This window comes from Kitasatospora sp. NPDC036934 (assembly GCF_055608425.1).
This window is the reverse complement of record NZ_JBVJQR010000011.1, coordinates 154680-180383: the sequence shown is the minus strand read 5'-3', so window position 1 is coordinate 180383 and position 25704 is coordinate 154680. Positions and strand designations below refer to the sequence as shown.

Annotated in this window: 18 protein-coding genes and 1 pseudogene; 17 read left to right on the top strand and 2 right to left on the bottom strand. The window is 74.1% G+C overall.

What is annotated here, in order from left to right:
• The first annotated feature begins 6 nt into the window (after positions 1 to 6).
• From argC to cobA, 15 genes are all read left to right on the top strand, one after another.
• The gene (gene argC, locus ACZ7BZ_RS18830) at positions 7 to 1035 is read left to right on the top strand and encodes an N-acetyl-gamma-glutamyl-phosphate reductase (RefSeq protein WP_470359247.1); all 1029 of its coding nucleotides are present in this window, start codon (positions 7 to 9) and stop codon (positions 1033 to 1035) included.
• Between the two features lie 17 nt (positions 1036 to 1052).
• Complete coding sequence (argJ, locus tag ACZ7BZ_RS18825; RefSeq protein WP_470359320.1) at positions 1053 to 2201, top strand: bifunctional glutamate N-acetyltransferase/amino-acid acetyltransferase ArgJ; 1149 nt, start codon at positions 1053 to 1055, stop codon at positions 2199 to 2201.
• Positions 2202 to 2335: 134 nt separating this feature from the next.
• The gene (gene argB / locus ACZ7BZ_RS18820; RefSeq protein WP_380462194.1) at positions 2336 to 3211 is read left to right on the top strand and encodes an acetylglutamate kinase; all 876 of its coding nucleotides are present in this window, start codon (positions 2336 to 2338) and stop codon (positions 3209 to 3211) included.
• Positions 3208 to 4413, top strand: coding sequence for an acetylornithine transaminase (locus ACZ7BZ_RS18815; protein WP_470359246.1), 1206 nt, complete (start codon positions 3208 to 3210; stop codon positions 4411 to 4413). Before argB ends, ACZ7BZ_RS18815 begins: the two co-directional genes overlap by 4 nt.
• Before the next feature lie 23 nt (positions 4414 to 4436).
• Entirely contained in the window at positions 4437 to 4985 is a 549-nt protein-coding gene (locus ACZ7BZ_RS18810) for an arginine repressor (protein WP_470359245.1), read from the top strand.
• Between the two features lie 115 nt (positions 4986 to 5100).
• Positions 5101 to 6525, top strand: coding sequence for an argininosuccinate lyase (argH, locus tag ACZ7BZ_RS18805; RefSeq protein ID WP_470359244.1), 1425 nt, complete (start codon positions 5101 to 5103; stop codon positions 6523 to 6525).
• A 130-nt stretch (positions 6526 to 6655) separates the two neighbouring features.
• Positions 6656 to 6913, top strand: a complete 258-nt coding sequence (locus ACZ7BZ_RS18800) for a sigma-70 RNA polymerase sigma factor region 4 domain-containing protein (RefSeq protein ID WP_380462189.1) — start codon at positions 6656 to 6658, stop codon at positions 6911 to 6913.
• Between the two features lie 250 nt (positions 6914 to 7163).
• Complete coding sequence (locus ACZ7BZ_RS18795) at positions 7164 to 7667, top strand: GNAT family N-acetyltransferase (protein ID WP_470359243.1); 504 nt, start codon at positions 7164 to 7166, stop codon at positions 7665 to 7667.
• Positions 7668 to 8246: 579 nt separating this feature from the next.
• A complete protein-coding gene (locus ACZ7BZ_RS18790; RefSeq protein ID WP_380462191.1) occupies positions 8247 to 9272 on the top strand; it encodes a methionine ABC transporter ATP-binding protein in 1026 nt (341 codons plus the stop codon).
• A gap of 5 nt (positions 9273 to 9277) precedes the next feature.
• On the top strand, positions 9278 to 10006 hold the full coding sequence (locus ACZ7BZ_RS18785; RefSeq protein ID WP_470359319.1) for a methionine ABC transporter permease: 729 nt from the start codon (positions 9278 to 9280) through the stop codon (positions 10004 to 10006).
• 58 nt (positions 10007 to 10064) lie between these two features.
• Positions 10065 to 10889, top strand: coding sequence for a MetQ/NlpA family ABC transporter substrate-binding protein (locus ACZ7BZ_RS18780; protein WP_470359242.1), 825 nt, complete (start codon positions 10065 to 10067; stop codon positions 10887 to 10889).
• 199 nt (positions 10890 to 11088) lie between these two features.
• Positions 11089 to 11724, top strand: coding sequence for a GNAT family N-acetyltransferase (locus ACZ7BZ_RS18775; RefSeq protein WP_470359241.1), 636 nt, complete (start codon positions 11089 to 11091; stop codon positions 11722 to 11724).
• Positions 11725 to 11888: 164 nt separating this feature from the next.
• Positions 11889 to 13145: a precorrin-6y C5,15-methyltransferase (decarboxylating) subunit CbiE gene (gene cbiE, locus ACZ7BZ_RS18770; protein ID WP_470359240.1), complete on the top strand. Its 1257-nt coding sequence runs from the start codon at positions 11889 to 11891 to the stop codon at positions 13143 to 13145.
• Positions 13146 to 13627: 482 nt separating this feature from the next.
• Positions 13628 to 17575, top strand: a complete 3948-nt coding sequence (cobT, locus tag ACZ7BZ_RS18765) for a nicotinate-nucleotide--dimethylbenzimidazole phosphoribosyltransferase (protein WP_470359239.1) — start codon at positions 13628 to 13630, stop codon at positions 17573 to 17575.
• 108 nt (positions 17576 to 17683) lie between these two features.
• On the top strand, positions 17684 to 18931 hold the full coding sequence (gene cobA, locus ACZ7BZ_RS18760; RefSeq protein ID WP_470359238.1) for a uroporphyrinogen-III C-methyltransferase: 1248 nt from the start codon (positions 17684 to 17686) through the stop codon (positions 18929 to 18931).
• Between the two features lie 48 nt (positions 18932 to 18979).
• Here the strand turns inward: cobA and ACZ7BZ_RS18755 are convergent, their stop codons facing one another.
• On the bottom strand, positions 18980 to 21583 hold the full coding sequence (locus ACZ7BZ_RS18755; protein WP_470359237.1) for a SpoIIE family protein phosphatase: 2604 nt from the start codon (positions 21581 to 21583) through the stop codon (positions 18980 to 18982).
• A 227-nt stretch (positions 21584 to 21810) separates the two neighbouring features.
• Between ACZ7BZ_RS18755 and ACZ7BZ_RS18750 the strand changes: the two genes are divergently transcribed.
• Positions 21811 to 22617 carry a TrmH family RNA methyltransferase gene (locus tag ACZ7BZ_RS18750; protein WP_470359236.1) on the top strand — a complete coding sequence of 269 codons (807 nt, stop codon included), beginning with the start codon at positions 21811 to 21813 and terminating at the stop codon, positions 22615 to 22617.
• A gap of 920 nt (positions 22618 to 23537) precedes the next feature.
• Here the strand turns inward: ACZ7BZ_RS18750 and ACZ7BZ_RS18745 are convergent.
• Positions 23538 to 24794 (bottom strand): annotated as a pseudogene (locus ACZ7BZ_RS18745) (serine/threonine-protein kinase); the annotation flags it as partial.
• A 406-nt stretch (positions 24795 to 25200) separates the two neighbouring features.
• On the opposite strand from ACZ7BZ_RS18745, the gene ACZ7BZ_RS18740 reads away from it, so the two are divergent.
• The gene (locus ACZ7BZ_RS18740; RefSeq protein ID WP_380462945.1) at positions 25201 to 25401 is read left to right on the top strand and encodes a hypothetical protein; all 201 of its coding nucleotides are present in this window, start codon (positions 25201 to 25203) and stop codon (positions 25399 to 25401) included.
• Positions 25402 to 25704 lie beyond the last annotated feature (303 nt).

Here is a 25704-nt window from a genome sequence, read left to right as displayed (position 1 = left end):
AACGCCATGGCATTGCGAGTCGCCGTCGCCGGCGCGAGCGGGTACGCGGGCGGTGAGGTGCTGCGCCTGCTGCTCGGCCACCCGGAGGTGGAGATCGGGGCGCTGACCGGCGGCTCGAACGCGGGCACCGCGCTGGGCGCGCTGCAGCCGCACCTGGTCCCGCTGGCCGACCGCGTGCTCGAGCCCACCACTCCCGAGGTGCTGGCCGACCACGACGTGGTGTTCCTGGCGCTGCCGCACGGCCAGTCCGCCGCCGTCGCCGAGGCGCTCGGCCAGAACGTCCTGGTGATCGACTGTGGAGCCGACTTCCGGCTCAGGGCCGCCACCGACTGGGAGCAGTTCTACGGCTCCGCCCACGCCGGTACCTGGCCCTACGGTCTGCCCGAACTCCCCGGCCACCGCGACGCGTTGAAGGGCAGCAACCGGATCGCCGTGCCCGGTTGCTACCCGACGGCGGTCTCCCTGGCGCTGTTCCCCGCCTACGCGGCCGGGCTCGTCGAGCCGGAGGCCGTGGTGGTCGCCGCCTCCGGCACCTCCGGCGCGGGCAAGGCCGCCAAGACCCACCTGCTCGGCAGCGAGGTCATGGGCAGCGTCAGCCCGTACGGCGTCGGCGGCGTGCACCGGCACACCCCGGAGATGGTGCAGAACCTCAGCCCGGTCGCCGGCGAGCCGGTGACGGTCTCCTTCACCCCCACCCTCGTCCCGATGTCGCGCGGCATCCTGGCCACCTGCTCCGCCAAGGCGAAGCCGGGCGTGAGTGCCGGGAGCCTGCGAGACGCGTACGCCCGGGCGTACGCGGACGAGCCCTTCGTCCACCTGCTGCCCGAGGGGCAGTGGCCGCAGACCAGTAGCGTCTACGGCGCCAACACCGCCCTGATCCAGGTCGCCCTGGACGCCACCGCCGGGCGGGTCATCGCGATCAGCGCGATCGACAACCTCGTCAAGGGCACCGCGGGTGGCGCGGTGCAGAGCATGAACATCGCCCTCGGCCTGCCCGAGGAGCTGGGCCTTCCCCTGAACGGAGTCGCACCGTGACCACCCCGAACACCGGCGTGACCGCCGCCAAGGGCTTCCGGGCCGCCGGCGTGACCGCGGGCATCAAGGCCTCCGGCACCCCGGACCTCGCCCTGGTCGTCAACGACGGTCCCTCGCTCGCCGCGGCCGGGGTCTTCACCGGCAACCGGGTCAAGGCCGCGCCCGTGCTCTGGTCCCAGCAGGTCCTCAAGGGCGGACGGGTCTCCGCCGTCGTCCTCAACTCCGGTGGCGCCAACGCCTGTACCGGCCCGGCCGGGTTCCAGGACACCCACGCCACCGCGGAGCGGGTCGCCGCGGAGCTGGGGCTCAACGCCGGCGAGGTCGCCGTCGCCTCCACCGGCCTGATCGGCGTCCGGCTGCCGATGGACGTGCTGCTGCCCGGCGTCACCCTGGCCGCCGGGGAGCTGAGCGCGACGGGCGGCGAGGCCGCCGCGATCGCCATCAAGACCACCGACACCGTGCACAAGACCGCCCAGATCACCAGCCCGGCCGGCTGGACGGTCGGCGGCATGGCCAAGGGCGCGGGCATGCTCGCCCCGAGCCTGGCCACCATGCTGGTGGTGCTCACCACCGACGCCGACCTGGACGACGCCGCCCTGGACACCGCGCTGCGCGGCGCCACCCGCACCACCTTCGACCGGATCGACTCCGACGGCTGCATGTCGACCAACGACACCGTGCTGCTGCTCGCCTCCGGCGCCACCGGCATCACCCCGGACGCGGCCGAGTTCGCCGAGGCCGTCCGCACCGTCAGCGCCGACCTGGCCCGCCAGCTGATCGGCGACGCCGAGGGCGCCAGCAAGGACATCCGGATCGACGTCACCGGCGCCGCCACCGAGGACGAGGCCGTCGAGGTCGCCCGGACGATCGGCCGCAACAACCTGCTCAAGTGCGCCATCCACGGCGAGGACCCCAACTGGGGCCGGGTGCTGTCCGCGATCGGCACCACCGGCGCCGCCTTCGACCCCGACCGGCTCGACGTGGCCATCAACGGCGTCTGGGTCTGCAAGGACGGCGGCGTGGGCGAGGACCGCGAGCTGGTGGACATGAAGGCCCGCGACGTCGTCATCACCGCGAACCTCAACGCCGGTACGGCGAGCGCCTCGCTGTGGACCAACGACCTGACGGCCGACTACGTCCACGAGAACAGCGCCTACTCCAGCTGAGCCGCGGCACCCGCAGCCGATCCGCGACATCCTCCCCCAGCCTTCGGCCGGGGGACCCCCATCGACGAGGGAAACCCGTGCAGATCGCACCCAAGGGCGAACAGGCCCGCAACAACACCGCGTTGCCCAAGGCCATGACGCTGATCGAGGCGCTGCCGTGGCTGGAGCGCTTCCACGGCAAGACCATCGTGATCAAGTTCGGCGGCAACGCCATGGTCGACGAGAGCCTCAAGGCGGCCTTCGCCCAGGACGTCGTCTTCCTCCGCTACGCCGGGCTGCACCCGGTGGTGGTGCACGGCGGCGGCCCGCAGATCAGCGCCCAGCTGGACAAGCTCGGCCTGGAGTCCAACTTCACCAACGGCCTGCGCGTCACCACCCCCGAGACCATGGACGTGGTCCGGATGGTGCTGTCCGGCCAGGTGCAGCGCGAGCTGGTCGGCCTGCTGAACGAGCACGGCCCGTTCGCCGTCGGGATGACCGGCGAGGACGCCCACACCATGACGGCGGTCAAGCGCTACGCGGTGGTGGACGGCGAGCAGGTCGACATCGGCCTGGTCGGCGACATCGTCAACATCGAGGCCGGCGCGGTGAAGGCGCTGATCGCGGATGGCCGGATCCCGGTCATCTCCTCGATCGCCCGCGGCGTCGACGGTCACGTCTACAACATCAACGCCGACACCGCCGCCTCCGCCCTGGCGGTCGCGCTCGGCGCCGAGATGCTGGTCGTGCTGACCGACGTCGAGGGCCTGTACAAGGACTGGCCGAACTCCGACGACGTGATCAGCCAGCTCAACGCGACCGAGCTGGAGGGCCTGCTGCCGAGCCTGGCCAGCGGCATGCTCCCCAAGATGGAGGGCTGCCTGCGGGCCGTCCGCTCCGGCGTGGGCACCGCCCGCGTGCTGGACGGCCGGGTGCAGCACAGCCTGCTGCTGGAGATCTTCACCGACGAGGGCATCGGCACGATGGTCGTGCCGGACGACGAACCGAACGTGACCGGGGGACTGGCATGACCGCGAACGACCAGCTGAAGGACCGGTGGCAGCACGCCTTCACCGACAACTACGGCACCCCCCGGATCCCGCTGGTGCGCGGCGAGGGCGTCAAGCTGTGGGACGCCGACGGCAAGGAGTACACCGACCTGCTCGGCGGCATCGCCGTCAACGCCCTCGGCACCGCCCACCCGGCCGTGGTCGAGGCGGTCAGCCGGCAGATCGCCACCCTCGGCCACGTCTCCAACCTCTTCATGGCCGAGCCGACCATCGCCCTCGCCGAACGGCTGCTGGAGCTGGACGGCCGGCCGGGTGGCCGGGTCTTCTTCTGCAACTCCGGCGCCGAGGCCAACGAGGCCGCCTTCAAGATCAGCCGGCGCACCGGCCGCACCCACCTGGTCGCCCTCCAGGGCGGCTTCCACGGCCGGACGATGGGCGCCCTCGCGCTCACCGGCCAGCCCGCCAAGCAGGCGCCGTTCCTCCCGCTGCCCGGCGACGTCACCCACGTCCCGTTCGGCGACGTCGAGGCGCTGCGCGCGGCCGTCACCACCGAAACCGCCGCCGTCTTCCTGGAGCCGATCCAGGGCGAGAACGGCGCGATCCCGCTGCCCGAGGGCTACCTCCGGGCCGCCCGCGAGATCACCCGGGCCACCGGCACCCTGCTGGTCCTGGACGAGATCCAGACCGGTATCGGCCGCACCGGGTACTGGTACGCCCACCAGGCCGCCGAGGGCGTCGAGCCGGACGTGGTCACCCTGGCCAAGGCGCTCGGCGGCGGCCTGCCGATGGGCGCGGTGCTGGCCTTCGGCCCGGCCGCCGAGCTGCTCACCCCGGGCCAGCACGGCACCACCTTCGGCGGCAACCCGGTGGCCGCCGCGGCCGGGCTCGCGGTGCTGGACACCATCGAGTCCGAGGGCCTGCTGGAGCACGTCCGCAAGATCGGCGACCGGCTGCGGCGCGGCGTCGAGGCCATCGGCGACCCGCTGGTCTCGCACGTGCGCGGGGCCGGTCTGCTGCTCGGCATCGTGCTCACCCGGCCGGTCTCGGCGCAGGTCCAGGCCGTCGCCCAGCAGGCGGGCTTCCTGGTGAACGCGGCCGTTCCGGACGCCGTACGGCTGGCGCCGCCGCTGGTACTCACCGAGCAGGAGGCGGACGCCTTCCTCGCGGCGCTGCCGGAGATCCTCCGGACGGTGCGCGAGAGCGCCCCGGCCGATGCGAGTTGACCGTCGTCCGGGAGAATAATCACATGACCGAACCCCGCTCCGGCCCCTCCGCCGCCGGCCCGACGCCGCAGGTCCCGCAGACCCGCACGGCGCGCCACCGGCGGATCGTGGACCTGCTCACCCGCCAGCCCGTGCGTTCGCAGAGCCAGCTCGCCAAGCTGCTCGCCGACGACGGACTGGTGGTCACCCAGGCCACCCTCTCCCGGGACCTGGACGAGCTGGGCGCGGTCAAGATCCGCAACCGGGACGGCGCGCTGATCTACGCCGTCCCCGCCGAGGGCGGCGACCGCACCCCGCGCGCCCCGATGGGGGAGTCGGCCAGCGAGGGGCGGATGGCCCGGCTGGCCGGCGAGCTCATGGTCTCCGCGACGGCCTCCGGCAACCTGGTCGTGCTGCGCACCCCGCCCGGGGCCGCGCAGTTCCTCGCCTCGGCGATCGACCAGGCCGAGGTTTTCGAGATCATCGGCACCATCGCGGGGGACGACACCGTGCTGCTGATCAGCCGCGACCCGGCCGGCGGCCAGGCGCTGGCCGACCACCTGATGCAACTCGCCCAGGCCAAGGCCCAGTAGGCACCGGGCACCCGGAACCCCGGTCGAAGGATCCGCTTCGACCGGGGTTTTGTGTTTCATACGGTGTGATGCATACTTATGCCACCCACCGTACATGTGTGAAGGAGCCACCGCGATGACCGCCCAGCAGTCCTCCGACGTCCGCCTCTGGGGCGCGCGCTTCGCCGACGGCCCGTCCGAGGCGCTGGCCAAGCTCTCCGCCTCGGTCCACTTCGACTGGCGCCTCGCCCCCTACGACATCGCCGGCTCCAAGGCCCACGCCCGGGTGCTGCACACGGCCGGACTGCTCTCCGACGAGGAACTGGCCGGCATGCTGGCCGGGCTCGACCAGCTGCTCGCCGACGTCCAGGCCGGCACCTTCGTCGGCACCGTCGCCGACGAGGACGTCCACACCGCCCTGGAGCGCGGCCTGCTGGAGCGCCTCGGCGCCGATCTCGGTGGCAAGCTGCGGGCCGGGCGCTCGCGCAACGACCAGATCGCCACCCTGTTCCGGATGTACCTGCGGGACCACGCCAGGACCATCGGCGGCCTGCTGCTCGACCTCCAGCACGCCCTGGTCGGCCTCGCCGAGGCGCACCCCGAGACCGCGATGCCGGGCCGCACCCACCTCCAGCACGCCCAGCCGGTGCTGTTCGCCCACCACGTCCTCGCGCACGTGCAGGCCCTCGGCCGGGACGCCGAGCGGCTGCGCCAGTGGGACGCCCGCACCGCCGTCTCCCCGTACGGCTCCGGCGCGCTGGCCGGCTCCTCGCTCGGCCTCGACCCGCAGGCCGTCGCCGCCGACCTCGGCTTCGAGGGCGGCTCGGTCGGCAACTCCATCGACGGCACCGCCTCGCGCGACTTCGTCGCCGAGTTCGCCTTCGTCACCGCGATGATCGGCATCAACCTCTCCCGGATCGCGGAGGAGGTGATCATCTGGAACACCAAGGAGTTCGGCTTCATCACCCTGCACGACGCCTTCTCCACCGGCTCCTCGATCATGCCGCAGAAGAAGAACCCGGACATCGCCGAGCTGGCCAGGGGCAAGTCCGGCCGGCTGATCGGCAACCTGACCGGCCTGCTGGCCACCCTCAAGGCGCTGCCGCTCGCCTACAACCGGGACCTCCAGGAGGACAAGGAGCCGGTCTTCGACTCCTGCGACACCCTGGAGGTGCTGCTGCCCGCGTTCACCGGGATGATGGCCACCCTCACCGTGCACCGGGAGCGGCTGGAGGAGCTGGCCCCGGCCGGCTTCTCGCTCGCCACCGACATCGCCGAGTGGTTGGTCAAGCAGGGCGTGCCGTTCCGGGTCGCGCACGAGGTGGCCGGCGCCTGCGTCAAGGTCTGCGAGGCCCAGGGCATCGAACTGTCCGACCTGACGGACGAGCAGTTCGCCTCGATCTCCGAGCACCTGACCCCCGAGGTCCGGACGGTGCTCAGCGTGCACGGCGCCATCGCCGCCCGCAACGGGCGCGGCGGCACCGCCCCCTCGGCCGTCGCGGTCCAGCTCGCCGAGGTGAAGGCGGACCTGGCGCGGCAGCAGGAGTGGGCCCAGGGCTGATCCCCCGAGCAACGGGGATCGACCCCTGGAGCAGCGTGCGAGGGGCGTGACGGTCCGACCGTCACGCCCCTCCCGCGTGCGCGCCCCGGTCCGGGCGTAACCGGCCCCGCCCGGGCCCGTCATGCACGGTGTGTGCACCCCCCTTCCGCCCGTCCCCTCCGCCGAGGACGTCTTCCTCGCCGAACTCCGCCGCCGCGTGGTCCGCGAGACCGTCGCCGCCCTGCCCGGCCGCTGCCCGCAGCTGATCGCCGCCCTGGCCGAGGATCCGCCGCCCACCTACCGCGAGCTCTCCGAACGCCTCGGCATGCCGCGCGGCTCCATCGGTCCCACCCGCTCCCGCTGCCTGGCCTGCCTGCGACTGCTGCTGCACGCCGAGCGCTACCCCTGACCGGGCGGGCCCCCGCCCCGGCTCACCCGAGCGCCCCACGGCCCGCCCCGCCCCGCCCACGGCGCGTCGCCCCCACCCCCGCCCCGGCGTGACCCTTGCCACGTCTGCCCCGTCGAAGGTTGAGGGAACCTGACACCCGGGTAGCACGCTGGCGAACGTCACTCTTGACGGTGGCGCATACGCTCGGATACTGAGCGTGAGCGCGCCACCCTCTGCGCGCCGGGCACGACGACTGGGGAGGCCCCTCCACATGGGCATGAGCGTGATCATCTCGGCTGCTGCGGCCGAGGACGCGGAGCAGATCCTCAAGCTCCAGTACCTGGGCTACCAGCCCGAGGCGGAGCTGTACGGCGATTGGGCGATCGAGCCCCTGACGCAGACCCTGGAGAGCCTGCGCGCCGAACTGACCGAGCAGCACGTCCTCGTCGCCCGGCTGGGCGACGAGGTGGTCGGCGCCGTGCGCGGTCATGTGGACGCCGAGGGCATCGGCCGGATAGGGCGTCTGGTGGTCCACCCGCGGATGCAGCGGCACGGCCTGGGCGGCCGGCTCCTGGACGCGCTTGAGCGCCGGCTGACCGAGGACGGCCGCCAGGTGACGGCCTTCCGGCTGTTCACCGGTCACCGGAGTCTCGGCAACCTGCGGTTGTACGCCCGCCAGGGCTACCGGCAGACCGCGGTCGAGCCGGTCACCAGTCGGCTGAGCTTCGTGCACCTGGAGAAGCCGGTCGCCGCCCCGCTGGCGGCGACCGCCTGAGCCCCGCCCGCACCCGGGCACCTCGACGCTGCCACCATCCGGACGCCCCGGTGGCGGCGTCGAGGCGTTCCGCCGCAGTTCCGGGGCGGCCCGTGTCCGCAATGCGGACAGTCGGGCCCGAACAGTTGGGCGTAAATCGACCCATCTGTTTTACTGGCTCACATGACTGCGACGACGAACTGGACCCCCACCGGCACGCTGCCGGCAGGTGAGCGTGCCATGTGCCGTCGAATGTGTCACTGCTGAGGGCCACCGCCCCCGGCACCCCGTCGAGGGTGCCTCCTCCTCGCGCCCCGAAGCGAGACCTCGCGCCCCGAAGCGAGACTCCGGTGCCGCTCCCGCCCGTGTGAGCGCGCCGCCCTCCCGGAAGACCGGAATCCCTCCCTCCGGCGTGCCCGCCCACCCGCGGCCGTCGATGACTCGTTAGGGCCACGCCGTCGCGCGGCCCGGCCGTTCTGCGGCCACGATCAAGGAGTGGCAGGTCCGGATCCCCCTGGTGACGCGTCGTAGGACGCCGCCGACCGCACACCCGGTCGAACGGCCGACACCGCCGCCCGCCCCCGACCCACGGAAGCAGCTGTGATCACCACCACGGACCTGACGAAGGTCTACCGTTCCCGAGGCCGTGAGGTGACCGCCCTCGCCGGTGTCGACCTGCACGTCCGCCCGGGCGAGGTCTACGGAGTCGTCGGCACCAGCGGCGCCGGCAAGTCCACCCTCATCCGCTGCGTGAACATGCTGGAGCGTCCGACCTCCGGCACGGTCACCGTGGACGGGGTCGAGCTGACCGCGCTGTCCGGCGGCGAGAACCGGGCCGGCAAGGACCTGCGCGAGGCGCGCCGCCGGATCGGCATGGTCTTCCAGCACTTCAACCTGCTCTCCTCCCGCACGGTGCAGCAGAACGTCGAACTCCCGCTGGAGATCATCGGCCTGGACCGCACCCAGCGCCGCCGCAAGGCCGCCGAACTGCTCGACCTGGTCGGCCTCGGCGACAAGGCCCGCAGCTACCCCAACCAGCTCTCCGGCGGCCAGAAGCAGCGGGTCGGCATCGCCCGCGCCCTGGCCGGCGACCCCAAGGTGCTGCTCTCCGACGAGGCCACCTCGGCGCTCGACCCGGAGACCACCCGCTCGATCCTCAAGCTGCTGCGCGACCTCAACCAGCAGCTGGGCCTGACCGTCCTGCTGATCACCCACGAGATGGACGTCATCAAGTCCGTCTGCGACTCTGCCGCCCTGATGCGCGGCGGCCGGGTGGTGGAGTCCGGCGAGCTGACCGACCTGCTGGCCGAGCCCGGCTCCGAGCTGGCCCGTGAGCTGTTCCCGCTCAGCGAGTTCGGCACCGGCCACCCCGGCGCGACCGTCCTGGAGATCACCTTCCAGGGCGACACCCCGGCGCAGCCCTTCGTCTCCCAGCTGGCCCGCACGTACCAGATCGACATCAACATCCTCGGCGCCGCGGTGGAGACCATCGCCGGCCGGATGGTCGGCCGGATGCGGGTCGAGCTGCCCGGCGGCCACCAGGACAACGTGGTGCCGATCGGCTACCTGCGCGAGCAGGGCCTGCAGGTGGACGTGATCGGCGCGGCGAACGGAGCGGTGGCATGACTGGCCTGAGCTGGGACCAGATGCAGGACCTGATGTGGCCCGCCACTCAGGAGACTTTCCAGATGGTCGGGGTCTCGACCGTCTGCACCGTGCTGCTCGGCCTGCCGCTCGGCGTCCTGCTGGTGCTCACCTCCAAGGGCGGGGCGCTGCAGAACCAGCCGGTGAACAAGGTGCTCGGCGCGATCGTGAACCTCACCCGCTCGCTGCCGTTCATCATCCTGATGATCGCGCTGATCTCCTTCACCCGGTGGCTGACCGGCAACTCCCTCGGCTGGCAGGCCGCGACCGTGCCGCTGACGGTCGGTGCGATCCCGTTCTTCGCCCGGCTGGTCGAGACCTCCGTCCGTGAGGTCGACCGCGGCCTGATCGAGGCCGTCCAGGCGATGGGCGGCAGCACCTGGACGCTGGTGCGCAAGACGCTGGTGCCCGAGGCGCTGCCCGGCATCGTCGCCTCCGTCACCACCACCGTCATCGCGCTGATCGGCTACTCCGCGATGGCCGGCACGGTCGGCGGCGGCGGCCTCGGCGACCTCGCCTACCGGTACGGCTACCTGCGCTTCGAGACCACCTTCATGTGGATCATCGTGGCCGAGATCGCGATCATCGTCACGGTCATCCAGCTGGCCGGCGACTACGCCGTGCGCCGGCTGGCCAACCGGGGCCGCGGCGGCGGACGCACCCGCCTGCTCCCCCCGCGTGCCACCGCCCCCGACGAAGACCTCGTCGCCTCCTAGACCTCCCCCGTCCGACCTCCGGACGCGGCTCCCCGCACCACGCAGAAAGGCACTTTTCGTGCGCAACGTTCTGAAGTTCACCAGTGTTCTCGCCACCGCCGGCCTCGCCCTGTCGCTGGCCGCCTGCGGCAGCTCGGGTTCGTCCTCCTCGGACCCGAACGCGCCGCTGAAGGTCGTGGCCAGCCCGACGCCGCACGCGCAGATCCTCAAGTTCGTCAAGGACAACCTCGCGGCCAAGGCGGGCCTGAAGCTCGACGTCAAGGAGGTCACCGACTACGTGACCCCCAACACGGCGGTGCAGGACGGTTCGGCCGACGCCAACTACTTCCAGCACGTCCCGTACCTGGAGGACTTCAACAAGAAGAACGGCACCGACATCGTCCCGGTCGAGCCCGTTCACCTGGAGCCGCTGGGCGTCTACTCCAAGAAGGTCAAGTCCATCAACGACCTGCCGGACGGCGCCACCATCGGCGTGCCGAACGACGCCACCAACGAGGGCCGGGCGCTCAAGCTGCTCGCCGACAACAAGCTCATCACCCTCAAGGACGGCGCCGGCACCGCCGCCACTCCGGCGGACGTGACGGGCAACCCGAAGAACTTCAAGTGGAAGGAGCTGGAGGCCGCCCAGCTGCCCCGCTCCATCGCCGACCTCGACGCCGCCGTGATCAACGGCAACTACGCGATCGACTCCGGCCTGAAGCCGGCCACCGACGCCCTGGTGCTGGAGAAGGCCGAGGGCAACCCGTACGCCAACATCCTCGCCGTCAAGAAGGGCAAGGAGAACGACCCGCGGGTGAAGAAGCTGGCCGAGCTGCTGCACTCCGACGAGGTCAAGAAGTACATCAACGACACCTTCCAGGGCTCGGTCATCCCGGCCTTCTGATCGTCGTACGGTCATACCTCGTACTGCCCGACCGGGCCCCCGCCGCACCTCGGCGGGGGCCCGGTCGGGCAGTATGCACCAGGGACACCACGGCAGAGCGGGTTCTGACGAACCGTCGCGCGGCCCGCGCACCGCGTGATACCCGGGGCGCGCCGGAGGCGTACGGTGGTGTGTTCACAACCCGGCGAGGAGAGACGGCATGGCAGCGAGCTTCCCCGAGACCGCCATCAGCACCGAACGGCTGCTGCTGCGGCCCCTTGCGGAGGACGACGCCCCGGGCCTGGCCGCCATGATGGCCGACGACCTCGTACTGGCCTGGACCGACCTCCCGCACCCCTTCACCGAGGAGTACGCGGCCGAGCTCGCCCGCACCCTCGCCCCCGCCCACCGCGCCGACGGGCGCGGCATCGTCTTCGCCGTCACCGAGCATCTCACCCAGCGCCTGGTCGGCCTGGTCGAACTGCGCAACACCGACTGGCGGCTGCGCAGCACCGAGATCTCCTACGTCACCGCCGTCTGGGCCCGCGGCGAGGGCTACGCCCCGGAGGCCGTCCTCGGCGTCGCCCAGTGGTTGTTCGAGGACCGCGGCTTCCTGCGCCTGGAGCTGCGCACCGCCGCCGGCAACACCTCCGCCCAGCAGGTCGCCCAGAAGATCGGCGGCATCAGCGAGGGCGTGCTGCGCAGCGCCTGGATAGTCCGCGGCGAGTCCGGCGAGGTCGTGGAAGAGAGCCGCAGCGACCTGATCCTGTGGAGCCTGCTCCCGGAGGACCTGGAGTCGCCCGAACTGCACCGCGACGGCTGGCACGGCGACCACCGCTACGTGCTGCGCGACTGATCCCTCCCCCCGCATTCCTCCGCGTTCCCCCGCCGGTCACCCGCGCGGCGCGGACATGTGTGCGAGATGTCGGCCTCCGGGGGACCACACCCGGTAGCCTCTCCACCGGCGCCGCACAGCCGGCGCCACGAGCCGCGCAACGAGTCGAGGGAGAACGGCCGCAGATGGCTGACCGGATCACGGTCATCGGGTGGGACGGTACGCCACTGACCGAGGCCGCCGGCGCGGCCCTCGCCGCGGCGACCCTGGTGGCCGGAGCGCCCTACCAACTGGACGCCCTCCCGGTGCCGGAGGACGCCGAGCGGCTCGCCCTCGGCAACATCCAGCAGGCCGCCCGCACGATCGCCGAGCACCGCGGCGCCGCCGTCGTGGTCGCCGAGGGGGACCCGGGTTTCTTCGGCGTGGTGCGCACCCTGCGCCGCCCCGAGTACGGCCTCGAACTCGAAGTCCTGCCCGCCGTCTCCTCCGTCGCCACCGCCTTCGCCCGGGCCGGCATGCCCTGGGAGGACGCCCAGGTGGTCAGCGCCCACGGCGGACGGCTGCGCCGCGCGGCCAACATCTGCCGGGCCCACCCCAAGGTCGCGGTGCTCACCGCCCCGGGCGCCGGGCCGGGCGAACTCGCCCTGATGCTGCGCGGGGTGCACCGCACCTTCGTGGTCTGCGAGGCCCTCGGCACCCCGGAGGAGGACGTCACCGTCCTCACCTCCGACCGGATCGCCGACCACGTCTGGCGCGACCCCAACGTGGTGCTGGTGATCGGCGGCGGTGCCCAGGCCGGCGCGGTCGGCGAGGCGGCCGGCTGGCTCGCCGGGCGCCCGCTCGGCTACCCCGGCGCGGACCGCGGCTGGGCGCTCCCCGGCGACGCCTACGCGGGCGCCGGGCGCACGGCGGACGAGCCGGGCGCATCGGAGGCGCTGCCCGCGCACGTGCGCGCCCTGGTGCTGGCCCGTCTGGGTGCACGTCCCGGGGACCTCGTCTGGTCGGTCGGCGCGGGCAGCGGCGCCCTCGCGGTGGAGGCGGCCCGGTTCGGCGCCGCCGTGGTCGCCGTCGAGGGCTCCCGCTCGGCCTGCGCCCGACTCACCGTCAACGCCCGCCGGTACGGGGTCGAGGTGGAGACGGTGTACGGGAAGGGCCCCGAGGTGCTGGGCGGACTGCCGGAGCCGGACGCGGCGGTGGTGGAGTCCGGCGGCCTCGACGTGGTGCGCGCGGTACTGGCCCGAAAGCCCGAGCGCTTCGTCGCCGTCGCCCGGACCTTCGCCGAGGCCGAGGAGATCCACCGGGCGATCGCCGGGGCCGGGTACCGGGCGGACGGCACGCTGCTGCAGTCCACCCCGCTGCAGGCCGCCGAGGACGGCGGCGCACTGGCGCTCGGGGCGGGCGCGAGCGGCGCACTGCTGCTCTGGGGTGAGCAGATCGTGTGAAGGCCTCGGGTGCGCGCCGGGGCCGCCGGACGCACCGCGCGGTGATCCAGGTCGCATCCGGACACCGATTCGAGAGGTCGCCGCGCCGGGCCGGTAGTGTGGCGTCCCAGGCGGCTGCAGCCGCCGACGACCCACCCGATTCGGTCGGTTTGTCACCTTTTTGACGTGGTGCAACCCGGTTCCGCTCGGAGTGTGGGCAATTCGACGGGCCGCGTGCTGGACCTGGAGAATGCCGTAGGGTCCGGTGCGGTCGTGCCGGTTGCTCCGGGTTGTCGTTGATTCAGATGGTGCACCGCCCTCATCGGCGGTGCCCGGGCCGGGGTGCCGCAGCGCGCCGGAAGGACTTGGGCCGCAGCGCCACGGCGCGGCGGCCGCGTGTGTTGAGGGGCGGGTCGGTGCAGGCCCGGCCCGTGCGGATGGGCGCTGCGGTCGGTGATCGCGTCGCCAAGGGGCGCGGCAGCGGCCTGGAAGGAGCTTTGACAATGACCGATGGCGGCCACGTCCCGGGCGAGGGACTGCCGGAGCACCTGAACGCCGGGCCGGACCCGCTCGGCGGACCGGAGGGCGTCGCGGGCGTTGCACCCCTGCAGGGCGTCGCGACCGACGGCGGGGTGATCCCCCACCCGGCGGCGGTCGGCGGCCTGCCCGGCGTGGGCGTGATCCCGCCGCAGGGCCAGCCGAACTTCGCCGTCCCCGGCGTGCCGGCCCCGGCCGCCCCGGGCGACGGCTGGACCGTCGACCAGGGCGCGGCCCGTCCGGCGTTCCACTTCGTCGATCAGCCGGACGGGTTGGACGACGAGGACGACGTCCTGCTGATGCCAGGCCCGCAGGGCTCCTGGGGCGCCGAGCAGGCGCCGTTCGCGCAGTCGGACGGCACCCCGGTGGAGCCGTCCTGGCCGCCGGTGGACCCCCCGGTGCTCGGCGGTGAGCACGTCCAGCAGCCGCTGCACGCCGCCCCGGCGCAGCCGCAGCAGCCGATGACCCAGGCTCAGGCGCCGCGCCGCCCGCTGCACGCCGGTCCGCCGATCCCGGACCCCTCGCTGATGACCGGCCAGGTGCCGGTCCGTTCGCTGGCCGACCGCGGCCCGACGCAGGGCGGTACGCCCGCGCACGGCATCCCGGTCGTCGGCCGGCCGCCGATGGGCGAGGCCGTCGTGCCGGTCCCGGGCGCCGCGCCGCAGGGCGTGCCGCACGCCGCCCCGATGGCGGCCACCGCGCCGGTGGCCCCGGTTCCCACCACGGCCGAGGCCGGTCCGACGGTTCACCAGGTGCCGCAGGGCTACCAGCAGGTGCCGCTGACCGCGCCGCCGGTCGAGGGGCTGATGACCGTCGAGACGGTCGGGGCGATCGAGGTCGTCGAGGTCATCGAGACCCCGGAGGCGGTCCCGGCAGCGCCGGTCGCCGAGGCCGTCCGGGTCCAGCCGGTCCCCGAGGGCGCGCAGGCGGCCCAGGCCGTGGCGGCCGAGCCGGCCCCGGCCCCGGCCGAGGCCGCCGAGCAGCCGGTCGCCGAGACCGCCGCCGTGGAGAGCCCCGCGATCGAGACCGTGGTCGTGGACGCCGCCGCCGTGGAGACCGCGGAGGCCGCTGCGACCGGGACTGCCGGGACCGCCTCGCCCGATACTGCGGTGACCGATACTGCGGTGACCGAGACTGCCGGGACCGAGGCCGGTGCCGTGGCGGTCGTGGCCCCCGAGCAGCCGGCGCCCGCCGCGCCCGCCGAGCAGACCGAGGCCGCCGCCCCGGCCGGCCAGCCGCGCCGGATCTCCGCCTTCCTCGCCGCCCCGACCCCGCACGGCCTTCCCAAGGTCGAGGCGCCCCAGCAGGCCCCGGCGGCCGAGGAGGCGGCAGCGGAGCAGCCCGCTCCCATAGCGGCCGCCGACGAGCCGGCCCCGGCCGCCGAGGCGGTCCAGGAGGCCGGGCAGGTCACCGAGATGACCGAGGCCGAGACGACCGAGGCCGAGACGACCGAGGCCGAGGTGGCCCAGGTCGAGGCGGTGCAGGCCGAGCCGGTCGTCGAGGCCCCGGCCGAGCCGGCCGCCGAGACCGCCGCCGGCACCGGTGAGATGCCCTCCGGCCAGGCCGTCCCCGAGGACGCCGACCAGGAGGCCGTCGCAGCCGAGGCCGTTGCCGCCGAAACCGTCGTGGCGGAGCCGGTCGCCGTCCAGCCCGTCGTCACCGAGGGTGATCAGCCGGAAGCCGTACCGGCCGAGCCGGTCGTCGAAGCCGAGGCCGAGCCGGTCACCGAGCAGCCGGTCGAGGCCGCTGCCGACCAGCCCGCCGAGGCCGCCCAGCCCGCCGAAGGGGTCGCCCCCGAAGCCGAGCAGCCCGTCGGGGCCCCGGCCGCCGAGGAGCCGACGGGCGAGCCCACCGCGGAGCAGGCCGAGCCCGTCGCCCTCGCCACCGCGCCGGAGGCCGTCCAGGAGGAGGCCCCCGCCACCGAGCAGGCCGAGCAGCCGGAGCAGCCGGTCGCGCAGCCTGCCGAAGCCGCCGCCGACCAGCCCGGGGAGCAGCCCGCCGAGGCCGTCGCCCCCGAGGCTGAGGCGGCCGAGGCCCCCGCCACCGGGGAGCCGCAGCCCGAGGCCCAGGCCGAGCAGCCCGCCGACCAGCAGCCCGAGCAGCCCGTCGAGGCCGCTGCTGACCAGCCCGCCGAGGCCGAGCAGGTCGCCGAGCCGCGCGGCCCCGCCGCCCCCGGCTACGACGAGGCCGGCCGCGACGCAGTCCACCAGGTGATCCGCGAGCGCCGCGACATCCGCAACGGCTTCCGCCCGGACGCGATCCCGCACGAGGTGCTGATCCGCGTCCTGGAGGCCGCCCACACCGCGCCCAGCGTCGGCTACTCGCAGCCGTGGGACTTCGTGGTGATCCGCTCGGCGAAGACCCGCAGGCGGATGCACGCCCTGGCCGAGCGCCAGCGCGAGGCGTACGCGGACTCGCTGCCGAAGGGCCGGGCCAAGCAGTTCCGGGAGATCAAGATCGAGGCCATCCTCGAGACTCCGGTGAACATCGTGGTGACCGCCGACCGCACCCGCGGCGGCCGGCACACCCTGGGCCGGCACACCCAGCCGCAGATGGCCCCGTACTCGGCCGCCCTGGCCGTCGAGAACCTCTGGCTGGCCGCCCGCGCCGAGGGCCTGGGCGTCGGCTGGGTGAGCTTCTTCGACGACGAGCAGCTGGTCCGCGAGCTGGGCCTGCCCGAGCACCTGGAGGTCGTCGCCTACCTGTGCGTCGGCTTCGTCGACTCCTTCCCGGACGAGCCGGAGCTGGAGCAGCAGGGCTGGGCCAAGAAGCGCCCGCTCGCCTGGGTGGTCCACGAGGAGCAGTACGGCAACCGCGCGCTGCCCGGCGAGGAGCCGCAGAGCCTGCTCGCCGACACCCTGCGCGGGATCCGCCCGCTGGACGCCAAGGCGCTCGGCGAGGCCTGGGACCGCCAGAAGCGGATGACCAAGCCGGCCGGCTCGCTCGGCATGCTGGAGATCATCTCCGCCCAGCTGTGCGGCCTGTCGCGCAAGTGCCCGCCGCCGATCCCGGAGCCCGCCTGCGTGGCGATCTTCGCGGGTGACCACGGTGTGCACGCCCAGGGCGTCAGCCCGTGGCCGCAGGAGGTGACTGCCCAGATGGTCGGCAACTTCCTGGCCGGGGGAGCGGTGATCAACTCCTTCGCCAAGCAGATCGGCACCGAGGTCTGCGTGGTGGACGTCGGCGTCGCCGCCGAGCTGCCGCAGGCCGTCCAGCAGGGCCGCGCCACCGGTCTGCTGCCGCGCAAGGTCAAGCCCGGCACCGCGGACATGACCCAGGGCCCGGCGATGACCCGCGAGGAGGCCCTCCAGGCCATCGAGGTCGGCATCGAGACCGCCCGCGACCTGGTCGCGGCGGGCAACAAGGCACTGGTCACCGGCGACATGGGCATCGCCAACACCACCGCCTCGGCCGCCCTGATCTCGGTGTTCACCGGCCTGGACCCGGCCGAGGTCACCGGCCGCGGCACCGGCATCGACGACGAGACCCACGCCCGCAAGATCGAGGTCATCCGCGCCGCGCTGGCCCTGCACCAGCCCGACCCGAACGACCCGATCGGCGTCCTCGCCGCCATCGGCGGCCTGGAGCACGCGGCCATCGCCGGCTTCCTGCTCGGAGCCGCGTCGCTGCGCACCCCGGTGGTGCTGGACGGCGTGATCGCCGGTTCGGCCGCGCTGGTCGCCAAGGCGATCGCCCCCGAGGTACTGGCCGCGTGCATCGCCGGCCACCGCTCCGCCGAGCCCGGCCACCAGGCCGCGCTGGCGAAGCTCGGCCTGCGTCCGCTGATCGACCTGGACCTGCGGCTCGGCGAGGGCACCGGCGCCCTGCTGGCGCTCCCGCTGGTGCAGAGTGCGGCCCGCGCGATGCACGATGTAGCCACCTTCGACTCCGCCGGGGTCACCGAGAAGGCCTGACGCACCACCTCACCCGCTCCGCGGGCCGGCCCGAGGGCGCGCCGGCCCGCGGAGCGGCGTACCACCGCACTGCCCCGCACCCCTCATCCCCGATCAGGAGCACCGCCGATGAGCGCGCCCACCCCGCACCCCAGCACCGAGGGCCGTACCCCGTACCCGGTGGGCCTGCTGCTGGCCGGCCGTCGCGTCGTCGTGGTCGGCGGCGGCCAGGTCGCGCAGCGTCGGCTGCCGGCGCTGATCGCCTCCGGCGCCGAGCTGCACCTGATATCCCCGGCCACCACCCAGGCCGTCCAGGCGATGGCCGACGCGGGTGAGCTGACCTGGCACGCCCGCCCGTACGCGGACGGCGACCTGACCGGCGCCTGGTACGTCCTGGTCGCCACCGACGACTCGGCGGTCAACGCGGCGGTCAGCGCCGAGGCCGAGCGCTCGCGGGTGTTCTGCGCCCGCAGCGACGACGCCTCCGCCGCCACCGCCTGGACCCCGGCCAGCGGCCGGGACGCCGGCGCCACCGTCGCGGTGCTCACCGGCGATCCCAGGCACTCCGCGGCCCTGCGCGACGCCGTGGTCGGCGGGCTGCGGGACGGCTCGCTGGCCGCCCGCTCCTACCGCGCGCACGGCGCCGGCGTCGCCCTGGTCGGCGGCGGCCCGGGCGACCCGGACCTGATCACCGTGCGCGGCCGCCGTCTGCTCGCCGACGCCGACGTGGTGGTCGCCGACCGCCTCGCCCCGCGCGAGCTGCTCGCCGAGCTGCCCGAGCACGTCGAGGTGATCGACGCCGCCAAGATCCCGTACGGGCGCCAGATGGCCCAGGAGGCGATCAACCAGGCGCTGATCGACCACGCCAGGGCCGGGAAGTTCGTGGTCCGGCTCAAGGGCGGCGACCCGTACGTCTTCGGCCGCGGCGGCGAGGAGCTGCTGGCCTGTGCCGAGGCCGGCATCCCGGTCACCGTGGTGCCCGGCATCTCCAGCTCGATCAGCGTCCCGGAGTCGGCCGGCATCCCGGTCACCCACCGCGGGCTGACCCAGGAGTTCACCGTGATCTCCGGCCACGTCGGCCCGGACGACCCGCGCTCGGTCACCAACTGGCCGGCCGTCGCCGGGATGAACGGCACCCTGGTGCTGCTGATGGCCGTGGACAAGATCGGCGCGATCGCCGCCGAGCTGGTCGCCCACGGACGGGCGGCTGACACCCCGGTCGCGATCGTCCAGGAGGGCACCACCGCCGCCCAGCGCCGGGTGGACGCCACCCTGGGCACCGTCGCCGCCGTGGTCGAGGCCGAGGGCGTCAAGCCCCCGGCGGTGATCGTGGTCGGCGATGTGGTCAACGTGCTGGCGGCCGCCTTCCGGCGGTAGGCCCCGCGCGGCGTGGGAAGTCGGCCGGTCCGACTTCCCACGCCGCGGCTACTCCAGCGGCTGCTCCGTCCAGATGACCTTCCCGGTCTCCGTGTAACGCGTCCCCCAGCGGTCCGCGAACTGGGCGACCAGGAACAGCCCGCGCCCGCCCTCGTCCTCGGTCGCCGCGTACCGCAGGTGCGGCGAGGTGCTGCTGCCGTCCGACACCTCGCAGATCAGCGTGCGGTCGCGGAGCAGCCGCACCCGGATCGGCCCGGAGCCGTACCGGATCGCGTTGGTCACCAGCTCGCTCAGGATCAGCTCGGTGACGAACGCGGCCTCCTCCAGCCCCCAGTCCGCGAGCCGCCTCGCCACCTGCGCCCGCACCGCCCCCACCGCCGCCGGTTCGGCGGGCACGTCCCACTGGGCGACCCGGTCCGGCGCCAGCACCCTGGTCTCCGCGACCAGCAGCGCGATGTCGTCCTGCGGATGCGCCGGCAGCATCGCCCCGAGCACGTCCGCGCAGGTCTGCTCGGGCGTCCGCGCCGGCCCGCCCAGCGCCGCGCGCAACAGCTGCAGGCCCTCGTCTATGTCCCGCTCGCGGTCCTCCACCAGCCCGTCCGTGTACAGCACCAGCCGGCTGCCCTCGGCCAGCTCCAGCTCGACGGTCTCGAACGGCAGCACCGCCAGCCCCAGCGGCGGCCCGATCGGCAGCTCCGGGAAGGTCACCCGGCCCTGCGGGTCCACCACGGCCGGCGGCGGGTGCCCGGCACCGGCCAGCGTGCAGCGCCGCGACACCGGGTCGTAGATCGCGTACAGGCAGGTCGCCCCGGTCAGGCCGGCGTTCTCGGCGCCGCCGGCCTCCTCCTGGTCGATCCGGTTCACCAGCTCGTCCAGGTGCCCCAGCAGCTCGTCCGGCGGCAGGTCGAGGGTGGAGAAGTTGTGGATCGCGGTCCGCAGCCGTCCCATCGTCGCCGCCGCGTGCAGCCCGTGGCCGACCACGTCGCCGACCACCAGCGCCACCCGCGCGCCCGGCAGCGGGATCACGTCGAACCAGTCCCCGCCCACCCCGGCCTGGGCCGGCAGGTAGCGGTGCGCCACCTCCAGCGCGTCCTGGTCCGGCAGGCTGCGCGGCAGCAGGCTGTGCTGCAGGGTCACCGCCATCGCGTGCTCACGGGTGTACCGGCGGGCGTTGTCGATGCACACCGCCGCGTGCGCCACCAGCTCCTCGGCCAGCTTCAGGTCCTCCGGATCGAACGGCTCCGGCCGCTCCGCCCGCCAGAACCGGGCCACCCCCAGCAGCGCCCCGCGGGCCCGCAGCGGCACCCGCACCAGCGAGTGCACCCCGTACGCCAACGCCTGGGCCGACTGCTCCGGGTCCTGCTCCCGCCAGCCCTGCGCCTCCGCGAGCCGCGGTTCCAGGCCGGGCACGCCGCTGTGCAGCGTCCCGGCCAGCGGGGTGGCCGGGACCACGTCCAGTACGGTGCCCACCGGGTGGAACGGCGCGTCGTCCCCGGTCCCGGCGAGCGCGGTACGGCGCACCCGGTCCAGCGAGCCGACCGGCGGCGGCTCCTCACCGGCCAGCACCTGCTCGGCGAGGTCCACCGTGACGAAGTCCGCGAACCGCGGCACCGCGACCTGCGCCAGCTCCTCCGCCGTCCGGGTCACGTCCAGCGAACTGCCCACCGTCACCCCCGCGTCGTACAGCAGCCGCAGCCGCCGCTGCGCGCCCTCGGCCCGCCCGGTCAGCGCCATCAGCTCGGTGGAGTCGCGCAGCGTGGCGACGCAGCCGGGCGGGCCGCCGGCCTGGTCGGTCAGCCGTACGTTCACCGCCAGCAGCCGCTCGCCGGCCAGCACCACCTCGTCGCTCACTGGACGGTCGGCGGTCAGCAGCTCCAGTGGTGCGGGCTCCAGGCCCAGGTCGGTCACCGGGCGGCCCTCGGCGTCCGGCGGAAGGTCCAGCAGCCGGCGCGCCTCGTCGTTGCAGAGCAGCAGCCGCCCGTCCCCGCCGACGATCATCACGCCCTCGCGCACCGCGTGCAGCACCGCCGCGTGGTGCTCGTACATCCGGGTCATCTCGACCGGGCCCAACCCGTGGGTCTGCCGCCGCAGCCGGCGGCTGATCAGGGCGGTCCCCAGCGTCGCCAGTCCTATCGCGCCCGCCGCCGCGCCCAGCACCACCGGCAGCTGGCGCTCGCTCGCGGTGGAGACCTTGCTCAGGGTGACCCCGGCCGAGACCATCCCGGCCACCGAGCCGTCCGGCGCGTACACCGGGACCACCGCCTGGACCAGCGGTCCGAGCGTGCCGGTGAGGTGCTCGGTCACCACCTGGCCGTGCAGCGCGGGCTCGTAGGTGCCGATGAACTTATGGCCGATCCGGGCCGGGTTGGGGTGGGTGTACCGGATGCCCTGGTTGTTGAGCACGACGATGAAGTCCACGCCGGTGGCGATCCGCGCGGACTGCGCCTTCGGCTGGAGGATCGCGGTCGGGTCGGGGGAGCGCAGCGCGGCCACCATGCCCGGCGAGTTGGCGAAGGACTGGGCGACCGCCACCGACCGGTTGCGTGCCTCGTGGTCGGCGTCGTTGCGCGACTGCACCACCAGCGCCACCCCGGCCCCCACCACCAGCAGCAGCACGATCAGGATCTGCAGCGCGAACACTTGCCCGGCCACCGACCGGTGCCGTGCCGGTTGCGGCCGCTTTGCGCGGGGCAGTTCTTGCCGACCGTGTGGGCGCCCACCGGAGGAACCGGCGTCGCCGGTGGCACCAGAGGCCGACGGAGCCCAGGATCGGCCCGGATTTCGGGCCATACGGTCATATTTACACTCAGACTAGCCCGGGACCACCCCGCCCGTTCCGCCGTTTGGCCTTCCCCGCCCCGGCTTGGCAAGATCGCAGGGTGTCCGAACCCAGCACCATCACCGACCCGGCCGACCCCCGCCTCGCCGACTACACCGGCCTCACCGACGTCGAACTGCGCCGCCGCCGCGAACCCGCCGAGGGCCTGTTCATCGCCGAGGGGGAGAAGGTCATCCGCCGTGCCCTCTCGGCCGGCTACCGGATGCGGTCGATGCTGCTGACCGCCAAGTGGCTCGACGTGATGGCCGATGTCATCAGCGAGGCCGACGTCCCCGTCCACGTCGTCGAACCCGGGCTCGCCGAAGCCGTCACCGGCTACCACGTCCACCGCGGCGCCCTCGCCTCGATGGAGCGCAAGCCCCTGCCGGACGCCACCGACCTGCTCGCCGGAGCCCGCCGGGTCGCCGTCCTGGAGGGCCTGGTCGACCACACCAACCTCGGCGCGATCTTCCGCAGCGCCGCCGCCCTCGGCATGGACGCCGTCCTGCTCTCGCCCGACTGCGCCGACCCGCTCTACCGCCGCGCCGTCAAGGTCTCCATGGGCGCCGTCTTCGCGGTCCCCTACGCCCGCCTCGATCCCTGGCCCGCCGCCCTCGAGACCGTCCGCGACGCCGGCTTCACCCTCCTCGCCCTCACCCCCGCCGACACCGCCGTCGACCTCGCCACCCTCGCCCCCCACACCCTCCCCAAGACCGCCCTCCTCCTCGGCGCCGAGGGCGACGGCCTCACCCCCCGAGCCATCGCCGCCGCCCACCACCCCGTCCGCATCCCCATGGCCCACGGCATCGACTCCCTCAACGTAGGCGCCGCCGCCGCTGTAGCCTTCTACGCCGTCACCACCCCCTGACCCCCCTCACAACCCGCGCACACGGAACTCCGGCCCGCCCGGCTTCCTGCTGCTACCCCTGCAACTCGCGCCTGCCGCGGCACCGCGTTCTCACGGCCGTAAGTCCACCCACCTGCCCCCGCACCACCGGCTTTCTCCGCGCAGCGCAGGAAGTCGACCCATCCGACTTCCTGCGCGCGCAGCCCACCCCCATCGCTCCGTCAGCCGGAACTCCCCACCCCGGCCACGCAACGCCGCCCGAGCCCCCGCGCTCAGCCCGCAGGGGCGGTCGGCGGTGCCGGTGCGGCGGCCGGGGGAGGGGTGGTGAGGCCGGTGCCGCCGGACGCGCCGGCGCCGGGCCAGGACTCGTCGAGGGTGCCGTCGCCGCGCACGGTGTAGCGGGTGGAGATGACCGCGCCGGTGGCGGCGACGCGTTCTTCCCGGACGACCGCGCTGCCGTCGAGGCGCCAGGTGGCCGTGGCCTGCGGGTCGGCAGTCGATGTGCGGGAGGTGGTGGCGACGGGGTTGTCCCCGGCGAAGGTGTAGAGCTGGACGAGGTCGACCGGCGCCGTCCCCTCGGCTCGCCGCAGCACGACCACCGCGGCCGGCTGGCCCTTGTACCGGGCCGGCAGCACCGCGCTCAGCGCGACCTGGGGCCCGCCGCCGACCGAACGGCCGTCCTTCAGGTTGACGGCCGGCCCGCCCGCCCCGTCGGGATAACTGTGGTTGGGCCAGTCGACCACGGGCCCGGGCCCCTGCGCGGGCGCCAACGCACTGTCCCCCGTGCCGCGCGCGGCGGCCGGGAGCGGTGTCGCCGTGGTCTGCGGTGCGACGTCCACCGAGGTCCCGGACACCGCCTGTTCGCCGCCCCGGGGGCCGGCCGTGGCGGTCTGGCCGACCGCCGGTCGTGCGCCTTGGTTGCTCCGGTTCTCGCAGCCCTGCGCCGCCGCGATGGCGAGCGCGACGCCGATCGTCACGGTGACGAAGACGACCAGCCGCTGCCGCAGCAGCCGCTGCCGCGCGGTGCCCGGTCGCCCCCCGGGCGCCGGAGTGTGCTGCCGGTCCCGGGGCCGGGGTCTGGCCGGCGGCGGAGTGTGCGGGCGCTCCCGCAGTGGACGGGTGACGGGCGTGGCCTCGGGCCGGGGGAGCGGCGCGCCGTGCGGGCGCCGTGCGGACGCTCCGGCCGGCTGCCCGCCCGCCCGGCCGGCCGCGCGGGCCCGCGGTGAGGGTGCGGCGGGCTCGGGCGAGCGCCCGGGGGCCGGTACGCCCGGCCGCCCGCCCTCCTGCTGGGGTGCCTGCGGGGCGTCGGCCGGTTCGACGGGCGCTGCGGCCGGGGCGGCCCCTCGACGGGTGCCGCGCCCGCCGCCTGCGGTGGCCGCGCCGCGCGCGGCCAGTTCGCTGAGCCGCTCGTGGAGGGCGGCGGCACCGGGCCGTTCGGCGGGTTCCTTGGCGAGGCAGGCCCGGATGAGCGGGGCGAGCTGCGGGGGGACGGCGGAGAGGTCGGGTTCCTCGTGGACGACCCGGTACAGCATCACCTCGGAGGAGGCCCCGGAGCCGAAGGGGGTGTCGCCGGTGAGGGCGTAGGCGAGGGTGGCGCCGAAGGCGAAGACGTCGGTGGCCGGGGTGACGGCGACTCCGCGTACCTGTTCGGGCGCGAGGAAGCCGGGGGAACCGACCGCGGTGCCGACGTGGGTGAGGGTGCTGGCGCCGCGCGACCAGGCGATGCCGAAGTCGATGATCCGCGGCCCGCGCGGGGAGAGCAGGATGTTGGAGGGTTTGAGGTCGCGGTGGACGACCCCGGCCTCGTGCACCTTGACCAGCCCGTCGGCCAGCGCGGCCCCGATCCGGGCGGCCTCGGGCCAGCCGAGCGGTCCTTCGTCGCCGACCCGCTTGTAGAGGGAGGGCCCTGGGACGTACGCGGTGGCGAGCCAGGGGCGGTCGGCCTCGATGTCGGAGCCGACGACCCGGGCGGTGCAGCCGCCCCGGATCCGGGAGGCGGCGGCGATCTCGCGGGCGAAGCGGGTGCGGAACTCCTGGTCCTCGGCGAGTTCGGCGCGGATCAGCTTGAGGGCGACGCGCTGTCCGCGGCGGTCGGAGCCGAGGTAGACCACACCCATGCCGCCGGCGCCCAGTCGCCGGTGCAGGCGGTACGGCCCGACGATGCGGGGGTCCTCACGCCTCAGCCGCATCATCGCCATGTCTCGTTCCCCGTCAGCCTGTGGGTGAGGCCCCGTCGGTTGGGGCATCGTCAGTTCCTGTCTGGCACAGCTTACGGACTGCCCGCTGCGGTGTGCTGATACGCAACACCTGAAGCCACCATGCGATTGTCGGATCGTGCGCTGAACTGCAGGTCATAGGGGTGCCGAATCGTTTCTCGGGGTTGCCCCTCAGGGTTCCCTCGGGGACGGGCCGGGACCTCCCTCCCCCTTCGGTAGTACGCCTTGAGTCTGAGCGTCATCCTCCGGGATGCCCGAGGAACAGTACGACGGCATGACGCCCGGGAAGCCCCCCGACCAATAGCGTTGTGTCCAGCGGTGGACGGGGAGCTCGTCCCCCGAGGTAAGCCGTCCACCGCGCCAACTCGACCGGATCAGGAGCAGGGCCATGGCATCGCAGCAGACGGGCACCCCCCGCCGGCCTCGGTCGGCCTTCACCCAGTCCCAGTCCGCCGAGCCGCCCACCCGGCACCCTGCGGTGGCGCTGGCCATGGCCCTGCCGTGCGCCGTGCTCCTGGTGCTGCTGTTCGGCGGGTGGGACCAGCTGGCGAAGCAGGCGGAGGCCCTGGCCGAGCTGATCGGCCGCTGAGGCCGTCGAGGGCACCAAGGCCGTAGTAAGAGGTACACCAGAACGGGCACTGTTCCCCTGGGGACGGGGAGCAGTGCCGCCGGGGAGGCCGCGACCGTGTTGACACGCGGACGGGCGAGAGCGGCTCGCAGAGCGCCCCGGCAGGCGGAGATGCCGCGTACGGACGTCGGTGAGGGCGACTGTACGCGGCTCTTCTCTGTCTCCGGCCCCGAGAGCCCCGAGGCCGCGGCCCCAGGTCCAGCCGGAACGACAAACGGCCGAGGCCGCGATCCTGACGGATCACGGCCTCGGCCGTTACTGTGC

Bases quoted from the DNA above. Each gene is read 5' to 3' on its own strand.
- argB (WP_380462194.1), top strand. From the start codon at position 2,336: ATGACGCTGATCGAGGCGCTGCCGTGGCTGGAGCGCTTCCACGGCAAG.
- argH (WP_470359244.1), top strand. From the start codon at position 5,101: ATGACCGCCCAGCAGTCCTCCGACGTCCGCCTCTGGGGCGCGCGCTTC.
- cobT (WP_470359239.1), top strand. From the start codon at position 13,628: ATGACCGATGGCGGCCACGTCCCGGGCGAGGGACTGCCGGAGCACCTG.
- ACZ7BZ_RS18775 (WP_470359241.1), top strand. From the start codon at position 11,089: ATGGCAGCGAGCTTCCCCGAGACCGCCATCAGCACCGAACGGCTGCTG.
- cbiE (WP_470359240.1), top strand. From the start codon at position 11,889: ATGGCTGACCGGATCACGGTCATCGGGTGGGACGGTACGCCACTGACC.
- ACZ7BZ_RS18815 (WP_470359246.1), top strand. From the start codon at position 3,208: ATGACCGCGAACGACCAGCTGAAGGACCGGTGGCAGCACGCCTTCACC.
- cobA (WP_470359238.1), top strand. From the start codon at position 17,684: ATGAGCGCGCCCACCCCGCACCCCAGCACCGAGGGCCGTACCCCGTAC.
- ACZ7BZ_RS18740 (WP_380462945.1), top strand. From the start codon at position 25,201: ATGGCATCGCAGCAGACGGGCACCCCCCGCCGGCCTCGGTCGGCCTTC.
- ACZ7BZ_RS18795 (WP_470359243.1), top strand. From the start codon at position 7,164: ATGGGCATGAGCGTGATCATCTCGGCTGCTGCGGCCGAGGACGCGGAG.
- argC (WP_470359247.1), top strand. From the start codon at position 7: ATGGCATTGCGAGTCGCCGTCGCCGGCGCGAGCGGGTACGCGGGCGGT.
- ACZ7BZ_RS18810 (WP_470359245.1), top strand. From the start codon at position 4,437: ATGACCGAACCCCGCTCCGGCCCCTCCGCCGCCGGCCCGACGCCGCAG.